The sequence below is a fragment of the Photobacterium salinisoli genome (assembly GCF_003614885.1).
Lineage (GTDB): Bacteria > Pseudomonadota > Gammaproteobacteria > Enterobacterales > Vibrionaceae > Photobacterium > Photobacterium salinisoli.
Genome location: NZ_QZMS01000011.1, coordinates 704,280 through 725,413 on the forward strand (window position 1 = coordinate 704,280; position 21,134 = coordinate 725,413).

General features: G+C 48.6%; 16 protein-coding genes. 6 read left to right on the top strand and 10 right to left on the bottom strand.

Going from position 1 to position 21,134, the window contains the following annotated elements; translation table 11 throughout:
• Positions 1–195 precede the first annotated feature (195 nt).
• The 3 genes from D6M16_RS14560 to D6M16_RS14570 form a co-directional block, all read right to left on the bottom strand.
• A complete protein-coding gene (locus D6M16_RS14560; protein WP_420812257.1) occupies positions 196–861 on the bottom strand; it encodes a CatB-related O-acetyltransferase in 666 nt (221 codons plus the stop codon).
• 140 nt (positions 862–1,001) lie between these two features.
• Positions 1,002–2,195, bottom strand: coding sequence for a tetratricopeptide repeat protein (locus tag D6M16_RS14565; RefSeq protein WP_120512576.1), 1,194 nt, complete (start codon positions 2,193–2,195; stop codon positions 1,002–1,004).
• A 181-nt stretch (positions 2,196–2,376) separates the two neighbouring features.
• Positions 2,377–2,802 (bottom strand): organic hydroperoxide resistance protein, encoded by a 426-nt coding sequence (locus D6M16_RS14570; protein WP_120512577.1) that lies wholly within the window; start codon positions 2,800–2,802, stop codon positions 2,377–2,379.
• Between the two features lie 126 nt (positions 2,803–2,928).
• Here D6M16_RS14570 and ohrR point away from each other — a divergent pair, with 126 nt between their 5' ends.
• Positions 2,929–3,390 (top strand): transcriptional regulator OhrR, encoded by a 462-nt coding sequence (gene ohrR / locus D6M16_RS14575; RefSeq protein WP_120512578.1) that lies wholly within the window; start codon positions 2,929–2,931, stop codon positions 3,388–3,390.
• 52 nt (positions 3,391–3,442) lie between these two features.
• Here ohrR and putP read toward each other — a convergent pair whose 3' ends face one another.
• The 4 genes from putP to D6M16_RS14595 form a co-directional block, all read right to left on the bottom strand.
• Positions 3,443–4,939 carry a sodium/proline symporter PutP gene (putP, locus tag D6M16_RS14580; RefSeq protein WP_120512579.1) on the bottom strand — a complete coding sequence of 499 codons (1,497 nt, stop codon included), beginning with the start codon at positions 4,937–4,939 and terminating at the stop codon, positions 3,443–3,445.
• Positions 4,940–5,131: 192 nt separating this feature from the next.
• Positions 5,132–5,833 (bottom strand): aldehyde dehydrogenase family protein, encoded by a 702-nt coding sequence (locus tag D6M16_RS14585; protein ID WP_120512580.1) that lies wholly within the window; start codon positions 5,831–5,833, stop codon positions 5,132–5,134.
• Positions 5,834–5,862: 29 nt separating this feature from the next.
• Positions 5,863–8,973: a bifunctional proline dehydrogenase/L-glutamate gamma-semialdehyde dehydrogenase PutA gene (gene putA, locus D6M16_RS14590; protein WP_120512581.1), complete on the bottom strand. Its 3,111-nt coding sequence runs from the start codon at positions 8,971–8,973 to the stop codon at positions 5,863–5,865.
• 372 nt (positions 8,974–9,345) lie between these two features.
• Positions 9,346–10,131 carry an AraC family transcriptional regulator gene (locus tag D6M16_RS14595; RefSeq protein WP_120512582.1) on the bottom strand — a complete coding sequence of 262 codons (786 nt, stop codon included), beginning with the start codon at positions 10,129–10,131 and terminating at the stop codon, positions 9,346–9,348.
• A 731-nt stretch (positions 10,132–10,862) separates the two neighbouring features.
• On the opposite strand from D6M16_RS14595, the gene D6M16_RS14605 reads away from it, so the two are divergent.
• The 3 genes from D6M16_RS14605 to D6M16_RS14615 all read left to right on the top strand — a co-directional run bounded on the left by D6M16_RS14605 (position 10,863) and on the right by D6M16_RS14615 (position 14,368).
• Positions 10,863–11,819, top strand: a complete 957-nt coding sequence (locus tag D6M16_RS14605; RefSeq protein WP_120512584.1) for an AEC family transporter — start codon at positions 10,863–10,865, stop codon at positions 11,817–11,819.
• Positions 11,820–11,904: 85 nt separating this feature from the next.
• Positions 11,905–13,095, top strand: coding sequence for a putative manganese transporter (locus D6M16_RS14610; protein WP_120512585.1), 1,191 nt, complete (start codon positions 11,905–11,907; stop codon positions 13,093–13,095).
• 562 nt (positions 13,096–13,657) lie between these two features.
• Entirely contained in the window at positions 13,658–14,368 is a 711-nt protein-coding gene (locus D6M16_RS14615; protein WP_240435627.1) for a helix-turn-helix transcriptional regulator, read from the top strand.
• Positions 14,369–14,412: 44 nt separating this feature from the next.
• Here D6M16_RS14615 and pdxH read toward each other — a convergent pair whose 3' ends face one another.
• Complete coding sequence (gene pdxH / locus D6M16_RS14620; RefSeq protein ID WP_120512587.1) at positions 14,413–15,048, bottom strand: pyridoxamine 5'-phosphate oxidase; 636 nt, start codon at positions 15,046–15,048, stop codon at positions 14,413–14,415.
• Positions 15,049–15,304: 256 nt separating this feature from the next.
• On the opposite strand from pdxH, the gene D6M16_RS14625 reads away from it, so the two are divergent.
• Together D6M16_RS14625 and D6M16_RS14630 are read left to right on the top strand one after the other, a co-directional pair.
• Complete coding sequence (locus D6M16_RS14625; RefSeq protein WP_120512588.1) at positions 15,305–17,146, top strand: sensor histidine kinase; 1,842 nt, start codon at positions 15,305–15,307, stop codon at positions 17,144–17,146.
• On the top strand, positions 17,118–18,413 hold the full coding sequence (locus D6M16_RS14630; protein WP_120512589.1) for a sigma-54-dependent transcriptional regulator: 1,296 nt from the start codon (positions 17,118–17,120) through the stop codon (positions 18,411–18,413). The genes D6M16_RS14625 and D6M16_RS14630 overlap by 29 nt, the downstream gene beginning before the upstream one ends.
• A 98-nt stretch (positions 18,414–18,511) precedes the next feature.
• Here the strand turns inward: D6M16_RS14630 and D6M16_RS14635 are convergent, their stop codons facing one another.
• Positions 18,512–20,182 (bottom strand): DUF342 domain-containing protein, encoded by a 1,671-nt coding sequence (locus D6M16_RS14635; protein ID WP_120512590.1) that lies wholly within the window; start codon positions 20,180–20,182, stop codon positions 18,512–18,514.
• Positions 20,183–20,483: 301 nt separating this feature from the next.
• Positions 20,484–20,888, bottom strand: coding sequence for a hypothetical protein (locus D6M16_RS14645; RefSeq protein WP_120512592.1), 405 nt, complete (start codon positions 20,886–20,888; stop codon positions 20,484–20,486).
• Positions 20,889–21,134 lie beyond the last annotated feature (246 nt).

A 21,134-nucleotide genomic window follows, 5' to 3' on the forward strand; every position in this document is an offset into this window, starting at 1 on the left:
AAGAAATTGATGTGGAGCAACAGATTCATAGCATCTTGTGCTGCACCATAATACTCAATTTTTTTTGAATAATTCAATACAATGTTCAAATTTAATGTAAAAACACAAAATTTTTTTGCAATGAATCAAAAATTTGAGCGATAGTTCAACAAAGAGAAGAGGTATACACCCGCTTAACCGCCGCTGGCGAAGCATTTAGTTTGCTTCAGACGAAGCCAGGAACCTTTGGTACATAGCCTCAACGTCATTACTGCACATTACGTCCATATTGGCTTTCAGCATGGATAATGGCCAGTCCCACCATTTCATTTCCAGCAGCTTTGCCACTTCACTTTCATTAAAGCGTGACTTGACGACTCTGCCAGGGTTGCCGACCACAATACTGTAGGGAGGAACATCTTTGGTGACCACAGCCCGCGCGCCGATCACTGAACCATCGCCTATGTGTACACCCGGCATAATGACGCACTCAGTGCCGATCCAGACATCATTACCAATAACCGTATCACCCGCCCGGGCAAAACCTGTTTTGACTTTGTCACCAAACTCACTGGCCTCAAACGGATAAGAGGATATCCAATCGTGTCTGTGACCCTGATTTCCTGCCAGCATGAAAATGGCGCCAGAAGCGATCGAGCAGAATTTACCTATAATCAGTTTATCCACCTCGCCGAAAATACCGGATTCCCATACCGCTTTTGTGGAGTGATCGCCCATCAGGTAACGTACGCAATGATCCTCAAAATGCTTATCGTGATAATAGCCAGAGTAGTAAGTAAAATCCCCGACGATAATATTCGGGTTAGTCACTTGTTTATTCAGCTCGTAGCCGCCAAGCCAGGAAGGGAAAATCGTCGCCATCATTACCTCTTACTTAAACATGCGCAAAAAAATGCGACTTTTTATGTCAGTATACTGTAACTGTCTGGAAGCAGCCGCGCTATGCTGTCAACCAACTAAGACAACAACACAGCAACGGCTGGAAATGGCAGAAATATCGCTTATGAGGATGACACAGACTCAGCAGCGATCATTTCACCGCCCCAGTCTTTTTTTGCGCTGTTTTGTGCACTGCTTCCCTGTTCGGTTACAGAAGGAACAGGATTCGTTTGCACCACTGAATCAACATCAATGTCTTCATTGATACGGCCCAACGCCGCATCCAATTCAGCATCGGTAGGACGGTACTTAGATCTGTCGTACATTTTGTCCAGCAGATCCATAGTGGAATGAACCGGTACTGGTGGATTGTGCAGAAATTTATAGATCTGCTTGGCGACTTTCTGAACATTCAGAATCGACTCAATCCCCACATGCTGAACGGCCAGATCCCGCTCTTTCTTGGCATCCAGATACCCCGAGGCAAAAGCCACCGAAAACCAGATATACGCCACGGCAGCATCGGTCACATTGGTGACAGGCTGATCATTGTTCAGATGCATTTTACCGGCCAGGTACTGTGCTTCCAGATTCCCGAGCTCGGCCGCTTTTTCCAGCCAGTAGATAGCTCGACGGCGATCTCTCGTCGCACCAACGCCGGTCTGGAAACAATAGGCGACTTTGATACAGCCCATTGCATCGTTATTTACTGCTGACTTTAAACGCCAGAAAAAGGCGCGACGCGGCGAAGGAGTGGGATTCGAATCCACCACGTACCAGTCACCCAGAAACAATTGCGCCGGCACATATTCCATTTCGGCGGCTTTGATCAGGTGGCTGACACCCGAGGCAGTATTAATCGCAGTGCCATAGCCTCGGATCTCATAGCGACCGAGTTCAAACAAAGCTTCGGGTTCATTGTTGTTTGCTTTGACCAGGCACTCCCAATAACGCGACTTGGCTTCGCCGTGAGGATCATCGACATCCTGACGACTTAACCGTGCCAGCGCATTCTGTCCGATTTCATTCCCTAGTTCAGCAGCTTTCTGGTACCAGCTTAATGCCACACGGAGATTGCCAATTTCATTTTCCTTCGCTAACGACAAAATGCTGGGAATATGACCTGACTGCGCCTTTTTGACTTTTTCTTCGTGTTCAACAGCCTTTGCCTGTTCTAATACCTGTCGGTATTTTTCATCCTTGAGTGCCTGCTCTCTGGCAGCCTCACGAACGTCTTTCATCAGTGCAAAATACCGGGAAACCGCCACAATCAGCAATACAATGCCCAGGCAAACGCCTAAACCGAGTTGTGACATAACCCCTCTTAAAACAAATCTGTATTCTTTGTAATAACGGCATTTTGAGATAAATCTAAAGTTAAATTTTCTCTGATTTTGATGCTGGTCAGATCAGGGGGCCTGAAACCGTACAAAAATCCCGGTTTCAGCAGACATTCTGCGAAAACCGGGACAGAAAAAATAACCGCTTCAGTAACGCTTAGTCGAGCGAAATGCCGTTCACGCTCAGGCTGACGTCCACATTTCCGCGTACAGCATTGGAGTATGGACACACCTGATGGGCTGACTTGACCAATTCAATGGCAGCATCATTATCCATTGCCAGTTCAACCGACAAATCAACTGCTAACGCAAAAGCGCCGTTTTCTTTAGCCAGTAACCGAACCTTTGCTTCTGTCGGTGCTTCACGCAAGCCCAGTTTCTGAAGGCCTGCAATGTGCAGCACAGCATTTGAGAAACAGGCCGAGTAACCTGCCGCAAAAAGCTGCTCTGGATTCGTCGCTTCCCCGCTACCACCCAATGCTTTGGGATAGCTCAGTGAAACATCCAGCAAACCATCATCACTTTTCACCTGACCATTGCGACCAGCGCTGGCTTTTGCAGAAGTGGTATAAATTGTTTTCATCAGATTCCCCTTGTCTATTTAAGTTGTGCACAATTTAATTTCACGCAATCTTAGATCGCTTTTCAGGTAGAACGCAAGTATATTGTGCACAATTTAAATTAATCACTTCCAATCAGGACCGTGCTCATGTCCAACGCTCCCGCCATACCTTCCAACGTCACCCTGGATGACATGATCTGTTTTTCGCTCTACAGCGCCTCTAACGCCATGATCCGGGCTTATCGCCCGCTCCTGGATGCGCTAAACCTCACGTATTCACAATACATAGTGATGCTGGTGATGTGGGAAAAGGAATGTCTGAGTGTCAAAGCGTTGGGCGAGAAAGTTCATCTCGATTCAGGCACACTGACACCTCTGCTCAAGCGCCTTGAAGGAAAAGGACTGGTCAGCCGCAGGCGCAGTGAAACAGATGAAAGAGTCCGTGAGATCAGCCTGACAGAGGCAGGCAAAGCCCTTCAGACACAAGCTGCGCAGGTTCCGGCATCACTGCTTTGTCAGGTTGATATGCCACTGGAGTCGCTTAAAGCCCTGAAAGCCAGTTGTGACGCTTTATATACGCAGCTGAGCGCCATAGAATCCAAGGCATAAAAAATGCGCAGCCGGAGCTGCGCATTCAGTTAATCAGGGTTTGAAAAAGAAATTAATCAAACTCTCTCAGATTTTTCTCATACGTATCAAACTGTGCGTGCAGTTCGGACGGTGCACCGCCTGTCATTTTGCTGACCACAATAATGGCAATGGTCGCAAAGACAAATCCGGGAACAATTTCATACATATCGAAGATCCCGCCAGTCAGCTGCTTCCAGATAACTACAGTCAGCGCACCAATAACAATACCCGCCAATGCGCCGTTACGGTTCATGTCTTTCCAGTACAGGCTCAGTAGCAGAGCAGGACCGAATGCAGCACCAAAGCCAGCCCAGGCATAAGACACCAGACCCAGAACTGTACTGTCAGGATTCATTGCCAGCATGAGTGCAATAATCGACAGTGCGATAACCGCAACACGACCGACAATCACGATTTCTTCTGAAGAGGCGTTTTTACGGATCACTTGCTTGTAGAAATCTTCTGCCAGCGCAGAAGACGACACCAGCAACTGGGAGTCAGCCGTACTCATGATCGCCGCCAGAATCGCCGCCAGCAGGATGCCGGCCATCACTGGATGGAAAATCGCATTCACCAGCAGCATGAAGATTTTTTCGCCATCTTCCAGGTTACCGCCCAGCTGGTTATCGGCATACAGAATACCAACCAGACCCACCAGGATCGCACCGGTCATAGACAGAGCAGACCAAATCACAGCGATGCGACGTGCCGTAGTGATATCACGGTTAGAGCGGGTGGCGTTAAAACGCGCCAGGATATGGGGCTGACCAAAGTAACCCAGTCCCCAGGCAGCCAGAGAAATAATACTGATGGCCGTCAGCGGCTCACCTTTTACGTCGTTAAACAAGGTCATCAATTCCGGATTCTTGGCTTCCAGAGACGCCGCCAGATCACCAAAACCACCCTGCATTGCCGCGATAGGTACAATCATCAGTGCCGCTGCCATCAGCAGGCCTTGTACCAGGTCAGTCCAGGATACCGCCAGAAAGCCACCAAACAGGGTGTAAGACACCACGCAGAGCGTACCGACCACAACAGCAATTTTGTAATCCATACCGAAGACAGTTTCAAACAACTTACCGCCTGCCACTAAGCCTGAACTGGTATAGAAGAGGAAAAACAACAAAATGAAGAAGGCTGAAATTGTCTGAATTAACTTAGAGGTATCTTTAAAACGGTTCGACAGATACTCAGGGATGGTGATCGCATTATTCGCGGTAATGGTATAGGTACGCAGGCGTTTGGCACAAATCAGCCAGTTCAGATAAGTACCTAACAGCAGGCCACCGGCCAGCCACAGTGATTCTATACCTGCAGCAAAGGCATAACCCGGCAGTCCGAGTAACAGCCAGCCACTCATGTCCGATGCACCGGCAGACAGTGCTGCTGGCCAAGGACCTAACGAACGGCCACCAAGAAAGTAATCAGATGAGTTTGCAGTACGCTTATAGGCGTAATAACCGATTGCAAGCATAGCAATCAGATACACGATAAACGTGCCTGTGATAGCAAAGCTATTTTCTATCATGTTTGAGTTCCCTCATTATTGTTGCTCCCGTCATTGCAAGAGCTTATTGAATGATGCTGATTTATTCAGCCTCTGTGCTGACTGGGTTCTGCTCCACCTCGTACAACGTACCTGAGAGTCCTTGTTAAAAAACCGCCAATCCATCGATTGACGGTTCAGGTTACGAGTCACTGGTAACAGTCACCATCAACATTAATGTGCTTCTTCGCCACTCCCCAATTCCAACAGCGTCGCGTTTCCGCCCACCGCTGTGATATTGATGGTACGTGTTCTTTCTGTTACGAAACGCAGCGAATAAGTCGGGCTGCCAATCACAGGATAAGATTCAAAATCCGACTCTGCAATTAACTGGCCCAGCAGCCCGTCACGGGCGGCTAAATCACGGGACAGCGACAAAGCTGTCTCGCGCTTTCCTGCAAACACCACGCCGGCTACACCGGCATGACGGACTAACACGTCAAGTTCGTCAGTGCTTACTGACTGTACAACACCTTTAGGCAGTTCAGCCTTTTCCAGTTCAGTAACAATTTGCTGAGCTGATTTCTCGTACCCTTCCGGCAGAGACAAGATCACTGTGTTACCTGTAACCAGCGCAGCCGTCAGTTGGCCGGCAACCGCCACCAGAGGTGCAGAGGCTTCAGCTGTGACCACAAAAATACCGCGGCCGGCGCAATACAGTTCATTGGTTTCACCGGTTGGTCCCGGCATTAATTCCGTTTCTGCCACATGATCGTTGGCATTGCGGCACTGAAACGCCACCATGGCTGCCACATCTGCATCGAGCGTACTGCTCCACTGAGTCAGCCTGGTAATACGTTTTTCATAACCCTGGCTGTTCCAGTTTTCCCAGGCTGCATTGCTCTGATCGACGAGCGCTTGAATACTTGTTGTCATCTTTCTTTCCTTCCCAATTCCGGCAGCCATTACGCAGTAAACACATCTTTAGTGAAGCGATACAGGTAGTGCGGTCCCCCTGCTTTCGGGCCTGTACCAGACAGCCCCTGGCCACCAAATGGCTGAACACCAACTACAGCACCAACCTGATCGCGGTTGATATAGCAGTTACCCACGCGGGCACGGCGCTCGATGTGGCTGTAAGTCCGCTCATTACGGCTGTGTACGCCCATAGTGAGACCGAAACCCGTCTGGTTAATCTGATCTATCACCTGATCCAGCTCATTGGCTTTAAAACGCACAATATGCAGAATCGGGCCGAAGTTTTCATTTTGCAGTACATTGATACCGCGGATTTCAAACGCCGTTGGCAGGACAAAATCGCCATGAGTGCAGTCTGGGCTCAGTGTGGCCTGGGCTACCATTTTGGCCTGATTTTTCAGCGCGCCAATATGGGTCAGCAATTTCTGCTTGGCGGTTTTGTCAATGACAGGGCCAACATCCGTGCTGTGCAGTTCAGGACGACCCACCGACAGTTCGGCCATCGCGCCTTTGATCAGCGTAATAATCCGATCTGCCACATCTTCCTGCACAAACAGGACACGCAGCGCGGAACAGCGCTGACCGGCAGATGCAAATGCCGAGCGGACGACATCGCGCACCACCTGCTCAGGCAGAGCCGTACTGTCGACAATCATGGCATTCTGGCCGCCGGTTTCCGCGATGAAAGGCACAGGATCGCAGTCACGCGCCGCCAGAGTACGGTTGATCCGCTGTGCGGTCTCGGTTGAACCGGTAAAGGCGACACCCGCAATACGTTCATCTGAAGTCAGCACAGAGCCCACTTCCGCGCCACGACCGGGTACAAACTGAATGATACCCGCAGGAACGCCGGCTTCCAGCATCATCTGGATAGCACGGAAAGCAATCAGCGAGGTTTGTTCAGCCGGTTTACACACGACTGTGTTACCCGCAGCCAGTGCCGCCGATACCTGACCCAGGAAAATCGCCAGAGGGAAATTCCACGGACTGATACAGGCAAAGACACCGCGTCCCTGATATGACAAGGTTCGCGACTGGCCATCAAAAGCAACCACTGATTTGCCTTGTGCAAATTCCGTGGCGGCCTGATGGGAGTAGAAGCGCAGGAAATCTACCGCTTCACGGATTTCGTCAATACTGTCCTGAATGGTTTTACCCGCTTCGCGATGACACAGCGCAACCAGCTCACCGGTATTGGCTTCCAGCAAATCAGCCAGGCGCTGCAGGCATGCACCGCGCTCTGCGGCAGGGGTAGCGGACCAGGCAGGAAACGCTTGCGCGGCAACATCAATGGCTTTAGCGACCAGATCGCTTGAGGCAAACGCCACTTCACCAACTGATTCACGACGGTCGTAAGGGGCCGTAACGTGGAAGATGTCGCCTGACTGCACTTCGCCGTTAACTATAGGGCCAGCCGTCCAGTGATGGGTTTTAAATGCCTCGACTGAATCACGGAAAGGCGTCCATTCCGATTCGATCTCAATGTTAATGCCGGCCGAGTTCTTGCGGTCAGCACCAAAAATATCTTTGGGTAACGGAATAAGATGGTTATGCAGCGTCGGGCGCGAGCGCAGCACATCAACCGGATGCTGCACCAGCGAGTCTATCGGACAACGCGCATCCACCAGGCGGTGTACAAAAGAGCTGTTGGCGCCATTTTCCAGCAAGCGGCGTACCAGATACGGTAGCAGGTCTTTGTGGCTGCCAACCGGTGCGTAGATGCGCACATTCACACCATAAATGTCCATGACATGGTTATACAGTGCATCGCCCATCCCATGCAGGCGCTGGAATTCGAAGTCGCGGTGCGTGGCCATCGCCAGAATCGCCGTCACTGTGTGGGCATTATGACTCGCAAACTGCGGGAAAATCAGGCCACGAACATGGGAAGACAGCAGGAAGCGGGCACAGGCCAGATAAGAGGTATCCGTCGCTTCTTTGCGGGTATAAACCGGATAACCGGCATAGCCGCTTTGCTGGCACATTTTCAGTTCGCTGTCCCAGTATGCGCCTTTTACCAGACGCAGCGGGATCACATCGCCCTGCTCTTTACTCAATGCTGCCAGCCAGGCCAGCACAGGCAGAGCACGTTTAGAATAGGCCTGAACGACCAGACCAAAACGGCCCCAGCCTTTCACTTCCTCAGAGCGGTACAGTTTCTCAAACAGTTTCAGCGACAGTTCCAGACGATCGGCTTCTTCGGCATCAATGGTGATACCGACGTTCAGCGCACGGGCGCGCTTGAGTAATTCCAGCACAGTGTCGTACATTTCTGTCAGTACACGGCCTTCATTAGACACATCGTAACGCGGATGCAATGCCGACAGTTTAATGGACACAGTCGGACAAGGTGATTTGGAATGCTTTTTGTTATCCAGGCCCACAGCGTCGATAGCTTCAATGTAATCGTTGAAGTATTTCTTGGCATCGTCCTGAGTCAGTGCCGCTTCGCCCAGCATGTCAAAGGAATAGGTAAAGCCTTTATCACGCTTGGCCTGACCGTTCTTCATCGCTTCGCCGATGGTCCGTCCCAGCACGAACTGGTGACCCATGATTTTCATGGCCTGATGCATCGCCTTGCGGATCACAGGTTCAGACATCTTATTGGTCAGGCGGTTGATCACCCGAGCCGGGCTGCCATCTTCCTTAGATTCCATGCTGACCACTTTGCCGGTCAGCATCAGACCCCAGGTTGACGCGTTCACAAACAGGGAATCAGAGTTTTTCAGGTGAGACTTCCAGTCCGCCACGCTCAGCTTATCGCGGATCAGTGCGTCAGCAGTGGCTGCATCCGGAATACGCATCAGGGCTTCGGCCAGACACATCAGCAGGATGCCTTCTTTGGTGTCCAGGCTGTATTCCAGCAGCAGGGCATCGATCATCTGGATCGCGGTACGATCTGCGCGCACCTGTTCGATCAGGCGTGTCGCCTTGTCGACAGTGAACTGGCGTTCTTGCTCAGAAGGCTCAGCCAGGGGCAACAGTTGTTCCAGCCAGGCAGATTCTTCGACCGAGTATAACGGTGAAATCTGCTGCCATAGTGCATCTAAAGGTTGCTCAATAAAAGATGGCTGAAGGGCATCTGCCGCATTGAACATAGTCATTCCCTCAATATAGTGGACCTGAATAACCATCAACACAGTTTGTCATGTGATTCAGGATAAATGTTACACCAGTGTTACTTTAGCGGGGGATTTTATTTCGTACCTGTCGCTGAGTCTTACCAAAAACTCCGATAATTTATCGAAAAAGTCCGCTTTATAACAAAATCAGACCCAAGTATTTAGCAAAAAATGCTGTTTTCTATTTAATTGATGTAAGAAACAGCAAACAGCCAATCATGACGGCCGATAACCTGATCAATTAACAGGGAAAGTCATAAAAACTGTGGTAGAAAATAGTGAGATAAGCAACTATCGGCTCAGAGGGCTGCCAGCTGTCCGGTGCTGACGGCTGCAGATATCTGTCGCTCAGATCCACTGACGGCGGAATTTAGCGGGCGACACCCCAAAATGGCGGGAAAAGGCCTGGGTGAAATTACTCTGGCTCGAAAAGCCGCACGACTGAGCAATCTGGGCCAGGCTAAGACGCGATTCTTCCATCAGGTGTCGGGTCAGCTCAAGACGCTTTTGCAGCACATACTGGTGCGGCGTCACGCCCGTCTGCTCTTTAAAGACAACATGAAACTGACTTTCGCCGAGAAAAACCAGCCCGGCCAGCTGAGCAACAGTGATCTTGCGCGAAAGATGCTGGTGGATGTAATGATCAATAACATCCATGTTAAGGCGGGGCAGATAGCGCTCGGAGGCCAGCGGCTTAAAATGACGCTGCAACACACACATCAGGGTATCAGTACAGGCTTTACTCAACAGCCAGTCGTCCGGGTTAGCCTGCATTTCTGCTGAGAGTGCACGAATCAGTGTCTGCGCCTGATTATCAAGATGAAAGTAGGAGGATTGTTCGAACAGCCTGTGCATACGTTCAACGCCATAGTCGGGTTCGGCGTCACTGACAGACACATTCAGCACCAGAATCTCATTGTTACCCACACCGGAAAAACCATGTTCAGATTCCGCCGTCACCAGGCACCCCTGCCCCGGACAGACCAGACTGCCGTAACCTTCTATTTCGAACTCAGTTTGCCCGGACAGCGCAATCACCACCTGGTTATAACCATGGTTGTGATGATCCATCTGTTCTGGCAACTTCATGATTTCCGCCGGTTTGAACCCTGACGGATGGGTACTATCCTTCATCTGTTCTCCCTGCGTAAGTGATTACGGCTGGCCATCTGGCGTGAAATATAAAGGCGAATCATAATAGATAAGCCCCGGCAATGAAAAGAGGCTGGCTGATTTCTGTTGATCTTGCGTCTGCTCTCCTTGATCATCTTTCCTCAGATCCAGCCTTATTTCGATCAAAAACAACTCGGAAGCGTGATCAAGACTCAACTTTTTACGGTCGGTGTCATTTCAATTTTATCCCGCTGAATTTTCAGGCACTGCAGCTTCTGGCATCTAACCTGTAAGGCACAAAGGCAAGAAATCTGTCTTCTTCATTAAACTATCTAAAATTCATTTATATATTAATGACTTAAAATAATTCCATTTGAGTATTCATCCGCTGTGGCTGCTTTGCCTCATACCAAACTGACCAACGCATCTGTTTTTGACACCAACCACCTTGATCATACTTCCAGTGTTTTCCATATAGACGGCATCCCGGACGCTCAAATCATCAAGGATCCAGCTTGATCATCTTTCCAGTTGAAATGACAAAGGCCGTTATCTATCCCTGCTTGATCATCTTTCCTGTATAAACAGCCCGCGTATACCGGCTCGACACACACATTTTCCCATCCTTGTGCTGGTTGGCAGAAGAAGAGGATGGAAAGAAAATATGTTACAGATAAATCGGTTAGTTGCTGTTGCCTGAAACTCTTTGTGATAAAACGTAGGGCTGTTTACCCGAGCGGAAAGGACACACAATGGGCGAATTTCTCACGCAGCTTTCATTTTCATTTACCGTCACAGGCCCTATTTTTATCATGCTGGCGTTGGGGATAGCTTTAAAACGCTGGGGAATCATCAATGATGCTTTTACTCAGGCAGGTTCAAGGCTGGTGTTTACTGTTACCCTGCCGACACTATTGTTCCTTAACCTGGTCAATGCCGATGTCCATCAACTGGGTAGCGGAGAGCTTTTTGTCTTTGCCGCGTTAGCTAACATTGCGGTATTCCTCTTATTTGAAGTGATCGCCGGAAAGATGATCAAGGAACCAAGTGAGCGTGGGGTTGTTGTTCAGGGCGCTTTTCGAGCCAATACGGGTATCATCGGCCTGGCTTATGTGGCAAATGCGTACGGCGAGCCAGGCATAGTGGTCGGTGCCCTCTATGTTGCCGTGATCACTGTGCTTTATAACATCATGGCCGTGATCACGCTCAGCCGTTCCAGTGCCGCCAATGCTTCCCTTGATCATCGTTTCGTATTGAAGTCGATCATCACCAATCCTTTGATCATCAGTATCTGCAGCGCCCTTCCTTTTACTTTTCTGGATCTCCACCTGCCAGATGTTGTGATGCAGTCGGGCCGGTACTTTGCCGACATGACACTACCGCTGGCGCTCCTGTGCACCGGTGCCAGCCTGGATCTGCGACAGTTGAAACAGGAATCGGGCAATGCCAACCTCTCAACCAGTGCCCGCTTGATCATCACTCCGTTGCTGATCACCATCGCTGGCTATTGCTACGGTTTCCGTGACACAGAATTGGGCATAATCTTTTTGATGAGTGCGGCTCCTACTGCCGCTGCAAGCTATGTCATGGCGCGTGCAATGGGGGCAAATGCGAGTCTGGCGGCCAATATCATTGCTATGACCACACTGGGTTCTATGTTCACCTGCAGCCTGGGCCTGACGTTGCTAAAAACATTCGGCATTATCTGACTGATGATTCAAAAATAGAATTGATAATCACTCTCAACTGATATTAGATAAGAATAGTTCTTATTTGTAGTTGTTGAGAGTGACCATGACATCTCAGGTTAAATCCGCCCCATTGCAAAAACTGGGTTATCGCTGGCGTCTCGCCAATAAACGTCTTGTGCTTCCCGTCCTGCTGATAGCCATGCTGGCAGCGCCTGCGACTCGTGAACTGACAGTCAGTGTGCTGGCGGATGCGTTCTGGCAAGTCGCCGCCTATGTCGCTATCACTCTCGCACTGTATCATTGGCTGTCACAGAAGCTGAGCCATCAGTCCGCTTTAACCTTAGAGCTAAAAAGCAGCCGGCGATATCAGGTTATTTTTGCTTCTGTCATGGGTGCATTGCCGGGTTGTGGCGGCGCCATCATAGTGATCACGCAATTTGTCCGTGGTCAGATGAGCTTTGGCTCTGTTGTTGCTGTACTGACAGCCACTATGGGGGATGCCGCTTTTCTTTTACTTGCGGCGAAACCGGCAACCGGACTTTTCATTGTTTCGATCGGTTTAATCGTTGGCATGCTTAGTGGATGGCTGGTCGATACGCTTCATAGCGGCGCCTTTTTACAACCCCAGAGTCCCGAAACCACAGTATCTTGTTGTCGCGCAACGTCATCTCGTTTACAGGCCCCCGCAGTTCGCTGGCAGGGCACCTTCTGGCAATGGCTGCTGATTCCCAGTGCCGTTATCGCTGTGATGGGATCGTTTCAGCTCAACACAGATGCGTTTTTTCATTTACCCGAGGGTAGCATCACTGTCATGGGTGCATTGTTTGCGTTGGTCGCCATGCTGCTCTGGTCACTCAGTCGCGATATCCAGGGTTATCGCGATGCCGTTTCTGAAGATCCGAAACCTGACAAAGCCAGCTTGTTTGAGCGTGTGGCGCAGGATACGAATTTTGTCACTACCTGGGTGATTAGCGCTTTCCTCTGTTTTGAAGTCACCATGAAGCTGACAGGCTGGGATATAGCAGAGTCACTTAGCCACTGGAGTGCGACACTGCCATTAGCCGGGGTATTGATCGGTCTTATTCCTGGCTGCGGACCGCAAATTCTCATCACTAGCTTTTATCTTCACGGCGCCGTTCCCATGTCGGCACAATTAGGCAATGCACTAAGCAATGATGGCGATGCGCTCTTTCCCGCCATCGCACTCGCTCCAAAAGCGGCTTTAATCGCTTCTGTGTATTCGAGCCTGCCCGCCTTATTTGTTGCTTATAGTTATTATTATTTTTTTGAGTAGTATCACTGTTTACCTTTGTACTTACTGTTTTATTGCATATTTATGAGTTAAATGCGTAATTATTCGAGATAATACACAAAAAAAATCGACCTCTTGTCGATTTTTTATTATCTTATGCGCACATTTCTTATCGTTTAATAGCACTCAGTATCATATTGAAAACGGTAATCACTCTCAAACCACACCTATCTATCATTGTCAATAGGTGATTTCCCCCCTTAACGAAAAGAGACCGCTTCACTATAGTTGCAACTGTAGGCGGTTGAAGAAACCCTTTCTAAACCGTCTGCAGTATCCTAACCGGATACATCCCAATGAGGTTCTTTGATATACACCCTCTTATCAAAGATGCAAACTTGATTGGATACCTCTTCTACACGTCGTACAGGATTGAACTCTTCGGAGTTAAACTCTTGTCTTTGCCGGCCAGTTTGGCCGGCATTTTTTTCTATTTTATTCCATACTTGTCTAATTTTTCAGTCAGCTAATATTGTAACATTCTGCACTTCCATTAAACTCAGACCTAATCCGCCCACCAAAATAATAAACTCTGGCTTAAAGCGTGAAAGATTCACTCGATCCCAATCTGTTACATATGTTTAATCAGCTTCCTGGATGTTGGGGTTGTAAAGATACAGACTCTGTCTTTGTTTATGCCAATCATGAATATGGCAAGATTATAGGTGTAGAACATCATTTAGACTGTATCGGACGTACTGATTTCGATATGCCATGCCCCACCATTGAGTGTGCCCAAAACTTCAGAGATCAGGACAATCAAGTCATTCTCAGCGAAAAACGCATGCGGGTGCTGGATATTCACCCTTACTCTGATGGTAACTGGCGGGCACACTTGTTCACGAAAATGCCATGGCGTAATGAAGAGGACGAGGTTGTCGGCACCATCTTTTCAGGAATAGAACTGAAAGATACCGCGATTCTGGAAGTCGGTCATTGGATTTGCAGGGCTGCGGGTCTGAATGATCAACACCAAAAATCCTTCAGCCTGGATCTTCACCGTCAAAAGGTTCAGCTCAATACGCGGGAATCTGAAGTCCTGTTCTTATTGCTCTATGGCAAAAAACCACAGTACATTGCGAAAGTGCTCAATGTTTCAGTGAAAACAGTTGAAAATTATGTGATTAAGCTTCGTGAAAAGTTTAATGCGAATTCAAAAAATGAACTGATCGATTTAGCGTTAGATCTCGGTTTTGGCTCACACATTCCTGAAAGCATGCTTACCAGCCAGTTATCCATCATTTTGAAAGAATAACCTTCTATAGCAGGCCACCTTATCGGTGGCCTTTCTTTCTTTATTTACGGCGCTAAGCGGTCAATATGCCAATGCTCATCTTCACGCTCGTACAAGAAACGATCATGCAGGCGATGCTCGCCGCCTTGCCAGAATTCCATTGATGTCACTTTCACCCGATAGCCACCCCAGAAAGTAGGAAAGGGAACTTCACCAGCGGAGAACTTCTTTTTCAATTCCATAAATTTTCCTTCCAGCGCCTGACGTGCGGTTAGCCTGCTGCTTTGCTTGCTGGCCCAGGCTGCAATCTGGCTCTCTTTGGGTCTGGATGAAAAGTACTTCATCACTTCCAGCGTGGTCAGTTTCTCTGCTACCCCGGTAATATGAACTTGGCGTTCCAGCGGATGCCAGGGAAAGTGCAGACTGATTTTATTATTATGCTCGATCTGAGATGCCTTTCGGCTGCCTAGATTGGTATAAAAAACAAAACCTTGCTGATCAAAATGTTTCAGCAATACAATGCGCTGAAAAGGTTGACCCGTTGCATCGACTGTTGCCACCGTCATTGCTGTAGGATCAGTCAGGCCAGCTTCAATAGCCTGCTGCAGCCAGTGATTGAAAAGCTCAATCGGTTGTTCCGGCAGATCGTGGCGGCGTAACCCACCCCGAGTGTACTCGCGACGAATATCAGACAGCTCCATTGTATTCTCCGTTAACTTACTGCCAGGGTTCACCAACACTATGGTTCAGTGACCTCAGGCTTGGACTGGTTAATGCATTAAATTGTCCGTCTTAGTGTGTGGAAAAACAAGCACCTCCTGCAAAGTATGCGGTTTTTATTGAGCGTTAATAACGATACAAGGATCACGATCAATTTGATAAACATAAGCTTTAGGGCCTGACAGCGAAAGATGCTAATTTTGCACATTCCACTTTGACTTAGACAGGGCGCCAATTTTGCCAAAATCACGTACCTTGGGCCTGATTGCCGGACTGGGCATACTGCTTTCTGTCCTTATTGGTTTCCTCACCCAACAGCACTTTACGCGAACGCTTTCAGAACAGATTCGATCTGATATCCGCTTACTCGGCGAGAAACTCGACCAGCGACTTACCCGCTACCAGCAGCTGCCCCAGTTACTGGCTCATGATCCCAGGCTATTAGATTCGCTGCATGCACAGTCAAGTCCACAGCCCGAGCGCGAAGCAAAAATGCTGCAAACCAATCTGTTACTGGCATATTGGGCAAAAACATTAAGTGCAGACACTATTTATTTACTCAATGCCAGGGGCGATACCCTGGCTGCCAGCAACTGGCGGCAAACCGACAGTTTTGTCGGTAACAACTACGCCTACCGCCCCTATTTCAGTGATGCTATCCAGGGTTCGCTCGGGCAGTTTTTTGCTCTTGGCGTCAGCTCGGGTAAACGAGGGTATTTCTTTTCAGCCCCCGTTTTTAATAGTCAAAAGCAGATCGAGGGCGTCATTGTCATCAAAATAGATCTCAATCTGGTCGATGAAATCTGGCAATATCAGGAACTGGAGTATGTGATCAGCGATCCGCAAGGTGTCGTTTTTTACAGCTCAATTGACGCCTGGCTTTACCACAGCCTGGTGCCTTTATCAGCCGAACAGCAACAACAAGTAAGAGAGAGCCGCCAGTACGGCGATGCATCGCTGAGCCCTCTGACTCCGTTTACGACCCTGGCGACACTCAATACCAACCAACAGGCAGAAATGTACCTGCCGCATCGCCAACGCAGCCAATCCTTTTTACTGGCTCACCATGACATGGCCACGGCAGGCTGGGTGATTTACGGTTTCACTCCCAGTATGCATATCTATACCAATGTATTTGAAAGCATACTTCTGTTTATCGCTTTTTACGTGCTGCTGATTCTTGTCATGATTTACTGGTGGCAGACGGTCAGTGCCAAGCAGGCACTATCGGAACTGAACGATACACTGGAGCATCAGGTTGCCGACAGAACCCAGCATTTACATCTGGCAAACCAAGAACTGTGGCATACGATTGAGCAATACGAACTGACTCAGGTGCAACTGAAAGAAACACAAACCGAATTGATCCAGGCCGCCAAGCTCGCCATGCTGGGCGAACTTTCAGCCAGCATCAATCATGAAATTAATCAGCCACTGTCGGCAATGCGCACGTATTGTGAAAACGGCCTGAAACTGCTAAAGAAAGAACGTTATCAGGCGGTAGCCAGTAATCTTGAGCAGGTCATCGATTTAAATGAACGTATTTCCACCATTATTGCTCGCTTCAAGATCTTTGCCCGTAAAGGACAATCACTCAACAGCAGTACCGATGCCGCCCAATCGATTCAAAATGCCATCCAGCTGATGCAGGCACCGCTGACCAGACATCAAGTCGCTCTGCAACTCAATCTCACCGAAAATGTTTTTGTCCGTATTGACGCGGTGCAGTTTGAACAAGTGATAGTTAATCTGCTTCAAAATGCCATTCAGGCACAGGAGCTTGTCGCTGATAAGAAAATTGGTATTAGCCTCCAAGCTGGCCGCCAGCGTGCTGTCATCACCGTTTGGGATAATGGTCCAGGTATGGATGACACGCAAAAACAACGGATATTTACGCCCTTTTTCAGTACCAAGCATGATGGATTAGGACTGGGGCTGACCATATGTCGGCGTATCCTTGATATGTTTTCCGGCAGTTTAACCGTACATAACCACACAGGTGGTGGCGCCGAGTTTCAAATCAGTTTGCCACTGGCAAAGAGGAACAAGCATGAAACCTCCAGTCATCTTTATCGATGATGAAAAAGCAATCCGGGATTCGCTCGGACAAACCCTCGAACTGGAAGATTACCAGGTCCAGTTATTCTCCAGTGCCCGTCAGGCGCTAAGCGTTTTCGACAGTCAATTCCCGGGTGTCATCATCACAGATATTAATATGCCAGGTATGGACGGTATGACGTTTCTGCAACAAGCATTGACGATTGACGCAGAACTGCCGGTAATCATGCTGACGGGGCACGGTGATATTTCTACCGCTGTCGATGCCATGCGGATCGGCGCTTACGATTTTCTGGAAAAGCCATTCTCTACCGAGCATCTGCTCGATGTGGTAAAGCGAGCTTGCGACAAACGGGAACTGGTACTGGAGAACCGGGAACTGAAAAGAGAACTGGCATCACAAAGTAGTCCTGGCCCTCGAATTTTGGGTAACAGCTTAGCTATTAAGCAACTTCGACGAAGCCTGTATCAGTTGCAGGAGGATGATTCGACTGTATTGTTAGAAGGTGAAGAAGGGACAGGCAAACGCCTGGTGGCACAGTTTATCCATGACCACAGTCCAAGGCAGCATCGCCCTTTGATATCGCTCAAGTGTCAGGATCTGAGTGAACAGCAATTTGAAGAGTTGTGCTTCGGACACGCCAGCCATGCCGGTAAATGGTCTGACGCGGCAGGCAGCACACTGTACCTTGAGAATATTGACCGGCTGACTGCTGTATCGCAACAACGATTGCTTTACCAGCTCACGCAAGAAGCCAAGGCGTCAAACCACAACAAGACACGAGTGATCGTCAGCAGCAGCCGTTCTCTTGATACCCTGACCTCACAAGGACAATTTTCAGGCGAGCTTTTCCAGCTTCTGACGCAATGCGCACTGTCATTGCCCCCATTGCGTGAACGCCAGGAAGACATTGAATTATTATTTCAAAACTTTATCCGTACAGCCGCTTCCCGGTATAACATCGAAGCTCCCGTACTCAATGCCGAGCAAAAAAGTAAGCTGCTTGCTTACGACTGGCCAGGAAACGTTCGTGAGTTAAGATCTGTATCAGAAAGGTTAGTACTGCTTGGGAGCCATTTTGACAAACACCAAACACTCGATTTTGATGCCCCTCTTCCCTCATTAAGTGAACGTGTACACCAGTTTGAATTCACGTTAATCAGTGACGCACTACGCCGGCACAATGGTCGCTTGAAGGAAGTACAGTCGGAATTAGCTTTGGCAAGAAAAACCCTGTACGACAAAATGAAAAAGCACGGACTCGATAAACAGGATTTCAAAGAGTAATTGCAAGCGAAGCAAGCCTGATCGCCCCGATTTACAGTGTAAATACAAACCTCCGATATCAACAGCCAGCTCGCTATTTACACTGTAAATCTCACCTGTCATATCTGGCTGCGAGTAGTGCCCAGTGGCTGACACACAATCTTTTGTTGCTCTAAGTGTATCCGGCAAGCCGTTATTTCTCGCTCAGCGGCAAACTCTTTGTCAGCAATACAAATCGAGACGCCAGGATGTATCAAACCACTGACTTCAACCTGAGCTGCAGACAACTGTTCAAGATAGCTTTGCTGCAGAGATTGGTGCTGGCTTTTCATCTCAGCTAACGTCGACATAAACTGCTCTTTACTGTCTGCCAGTTTATTTGCCAGCTCTTGAGAGCGTTTATGTTTCGGTATCTTCGCTAACTTCATCTGCAGCAGAACAATTTGATGCAGTCGCTCTTCCTGATTTTTTATCTCGTTTTTCAAGACATCCATATCAGCCTTGAGATCATCAAACTCACTCAAGAGCTTTATCTGGGTATCAATGCCGGCTTCAGCCCCTAATACTCGGGCACAGACACCTCCCTCGGCGACAATTATCCCCCCCGTCACAGTGCCGTGACGTTGCGCAGGGTCGATCACCCTGACGGCACCTTGTGCCGTGACCATGCAATGGGCCAAATGAAGATGCAGCTCAGTGTCTGTGCCGGATTCAATCTGTGTGTACTGAGCAAATTTGGCCGAGACTTTACCCAGTGCTTGCAGGTAACAGTAGGCCGGTTTGCCATCATGTAGCCGTCCTATCACGCCGTTCGCAACTGTAATATTTCCGCCGGCAGTCAATTCTGCAAGTTCCACCACACCTGTCACTGTAATATTACCGGCAGCTTTGACCTTCATGCCTGAGTTGACATCACCCAGCACCAGTACCGCACCGTTAAAATCAATATGGCCTGTTGTAACATCGACTTTCTCGACAGTTAAGAGGTCATCCACCGCCATACCAGTCAGACCATGCCGCGGTGCCCCTTCTTTATCGGCAATCAGTACATTTTGGTCGGACTCAGAAATCCGGGTTCCTATACCAACATCGAAAGCGATAACTTTTCCGGCGACCGCCTTAACTGTGTTGCCATGGATATCATAACCGGGTTCACCAGATGTGGGTGGGATGCGTCGCATCAAAGGCTGCCCGATTTCAACCGTGATCAGTTTACCCAGATCACGCATATCCACTTTTCCGTGATCGCTGTCCTGAGGGGCTAGAATTCGCTGAGAAGCATCGGGGACTAAAGGTTCAAAGCGGGTATCTGTACCAGCAACGGCTGGCCGGCCAGCTGCAATTTTCAGTGTGAAGGTTTCACCAGGATCGAGCTCCCAGGATTTCTGCAGGAGATATTGCAGACGCTTTTTGCTGACACCACGCACGATACGATGCTGCTTCAGTGTCGCTATCAGCCCCTGTGCTGTTAATCGTTCACCACCGTATGCACCAGTCAGAGTGACATACGCGAACATACAGTCGTCTGAAATAGAGATTTCAAGTTCTACGTCTTTTCGCTCAGCAATGATAAATGCCGACTGCGCAGCGTCAGATGGCGAATTGTTGTAATAGTCGATGGCATCTTGAATCGCATCTTCAAGACGACTAAAGGAATAGTAATCTGACTGTTCCAGTAACGACTCAATATCAGCACGCTGTAGCGACTGACAAGTATTTTCCATTGGTTTGGATACAACCAGACGCAGTTGTGAGCCATCTGGCTCCAACATCAGTACTGAATCCGTCATGGAAGGCTCCTTCTTCCTGGCCTGCAGCCCGTTTGAGTCTAAATCTTACAGAAATTTCAATCGTGTAGACATAGAAGGGAGTCACACTTCGCACAACAAGCAACGACAGGACTTGCAGTTAGGGAACAAGAACGGAAAACGGGGATCCCGTAATAAAAGGGCGCAACAGAATGGTTACGGTAACCTTATTCAACGGCCAACAGCAGAGTTATTGATAGATGATGAAATAACATGAAACATGAAGAAGGAAGCGAGCAGGTATACACCATGCTCGCCCGCAAAAAGCGATTTAAGCAAAAAATTAATCTACCCCTAACCAATTCAAATCATCATCTGTTAGCCAGTCATTTGGATGAAACTGATAAACACAGGGTAGTTGGAGATCGTTATCATCGGATGATTCTGTCGTCAGATAACCATCAAGCATTCTCAGCCCCTGAACTTGCAACTGATAAGACGCAGATAAATCCAACGGCACCATAGCGGCGAAATAGATACAATTCTTACTCAACTTATTCAACCGTACCTTTAACCCCAAATTACCACTTTCAGAAACCGTCTGATCTGGCGTGCTATTGGCTTTTTTCAATAATCGCGCCGCAAATCCGCCAGCAACAAGGCTGAATGTCATATTGGGTTTGGCAATGCGTACACCGGATTCCACCAAGGTTCTCATTGCCTTGCTTTCTACCTTCACTAAACTCATATCCCACCCCTTAACGGCATTCTAATAATTATCCTGCACTTGCCATCAGCAGTACGTTTTTCATGCTCAGGTAGAATAACTCTAGTCTAATTTTGTGGTTTAAGTGGTAATACCTTGAACTTTTTTTGGCAGCACTCATCAGGCAATGTTAGTGACCACTAACTGTGTATGACAGTGGTTAAAAGGTTGTTCAGCGATTCAGGAAGTAGGGTAAAAACCAAATTTGGTCAATATACAGTGATTTAC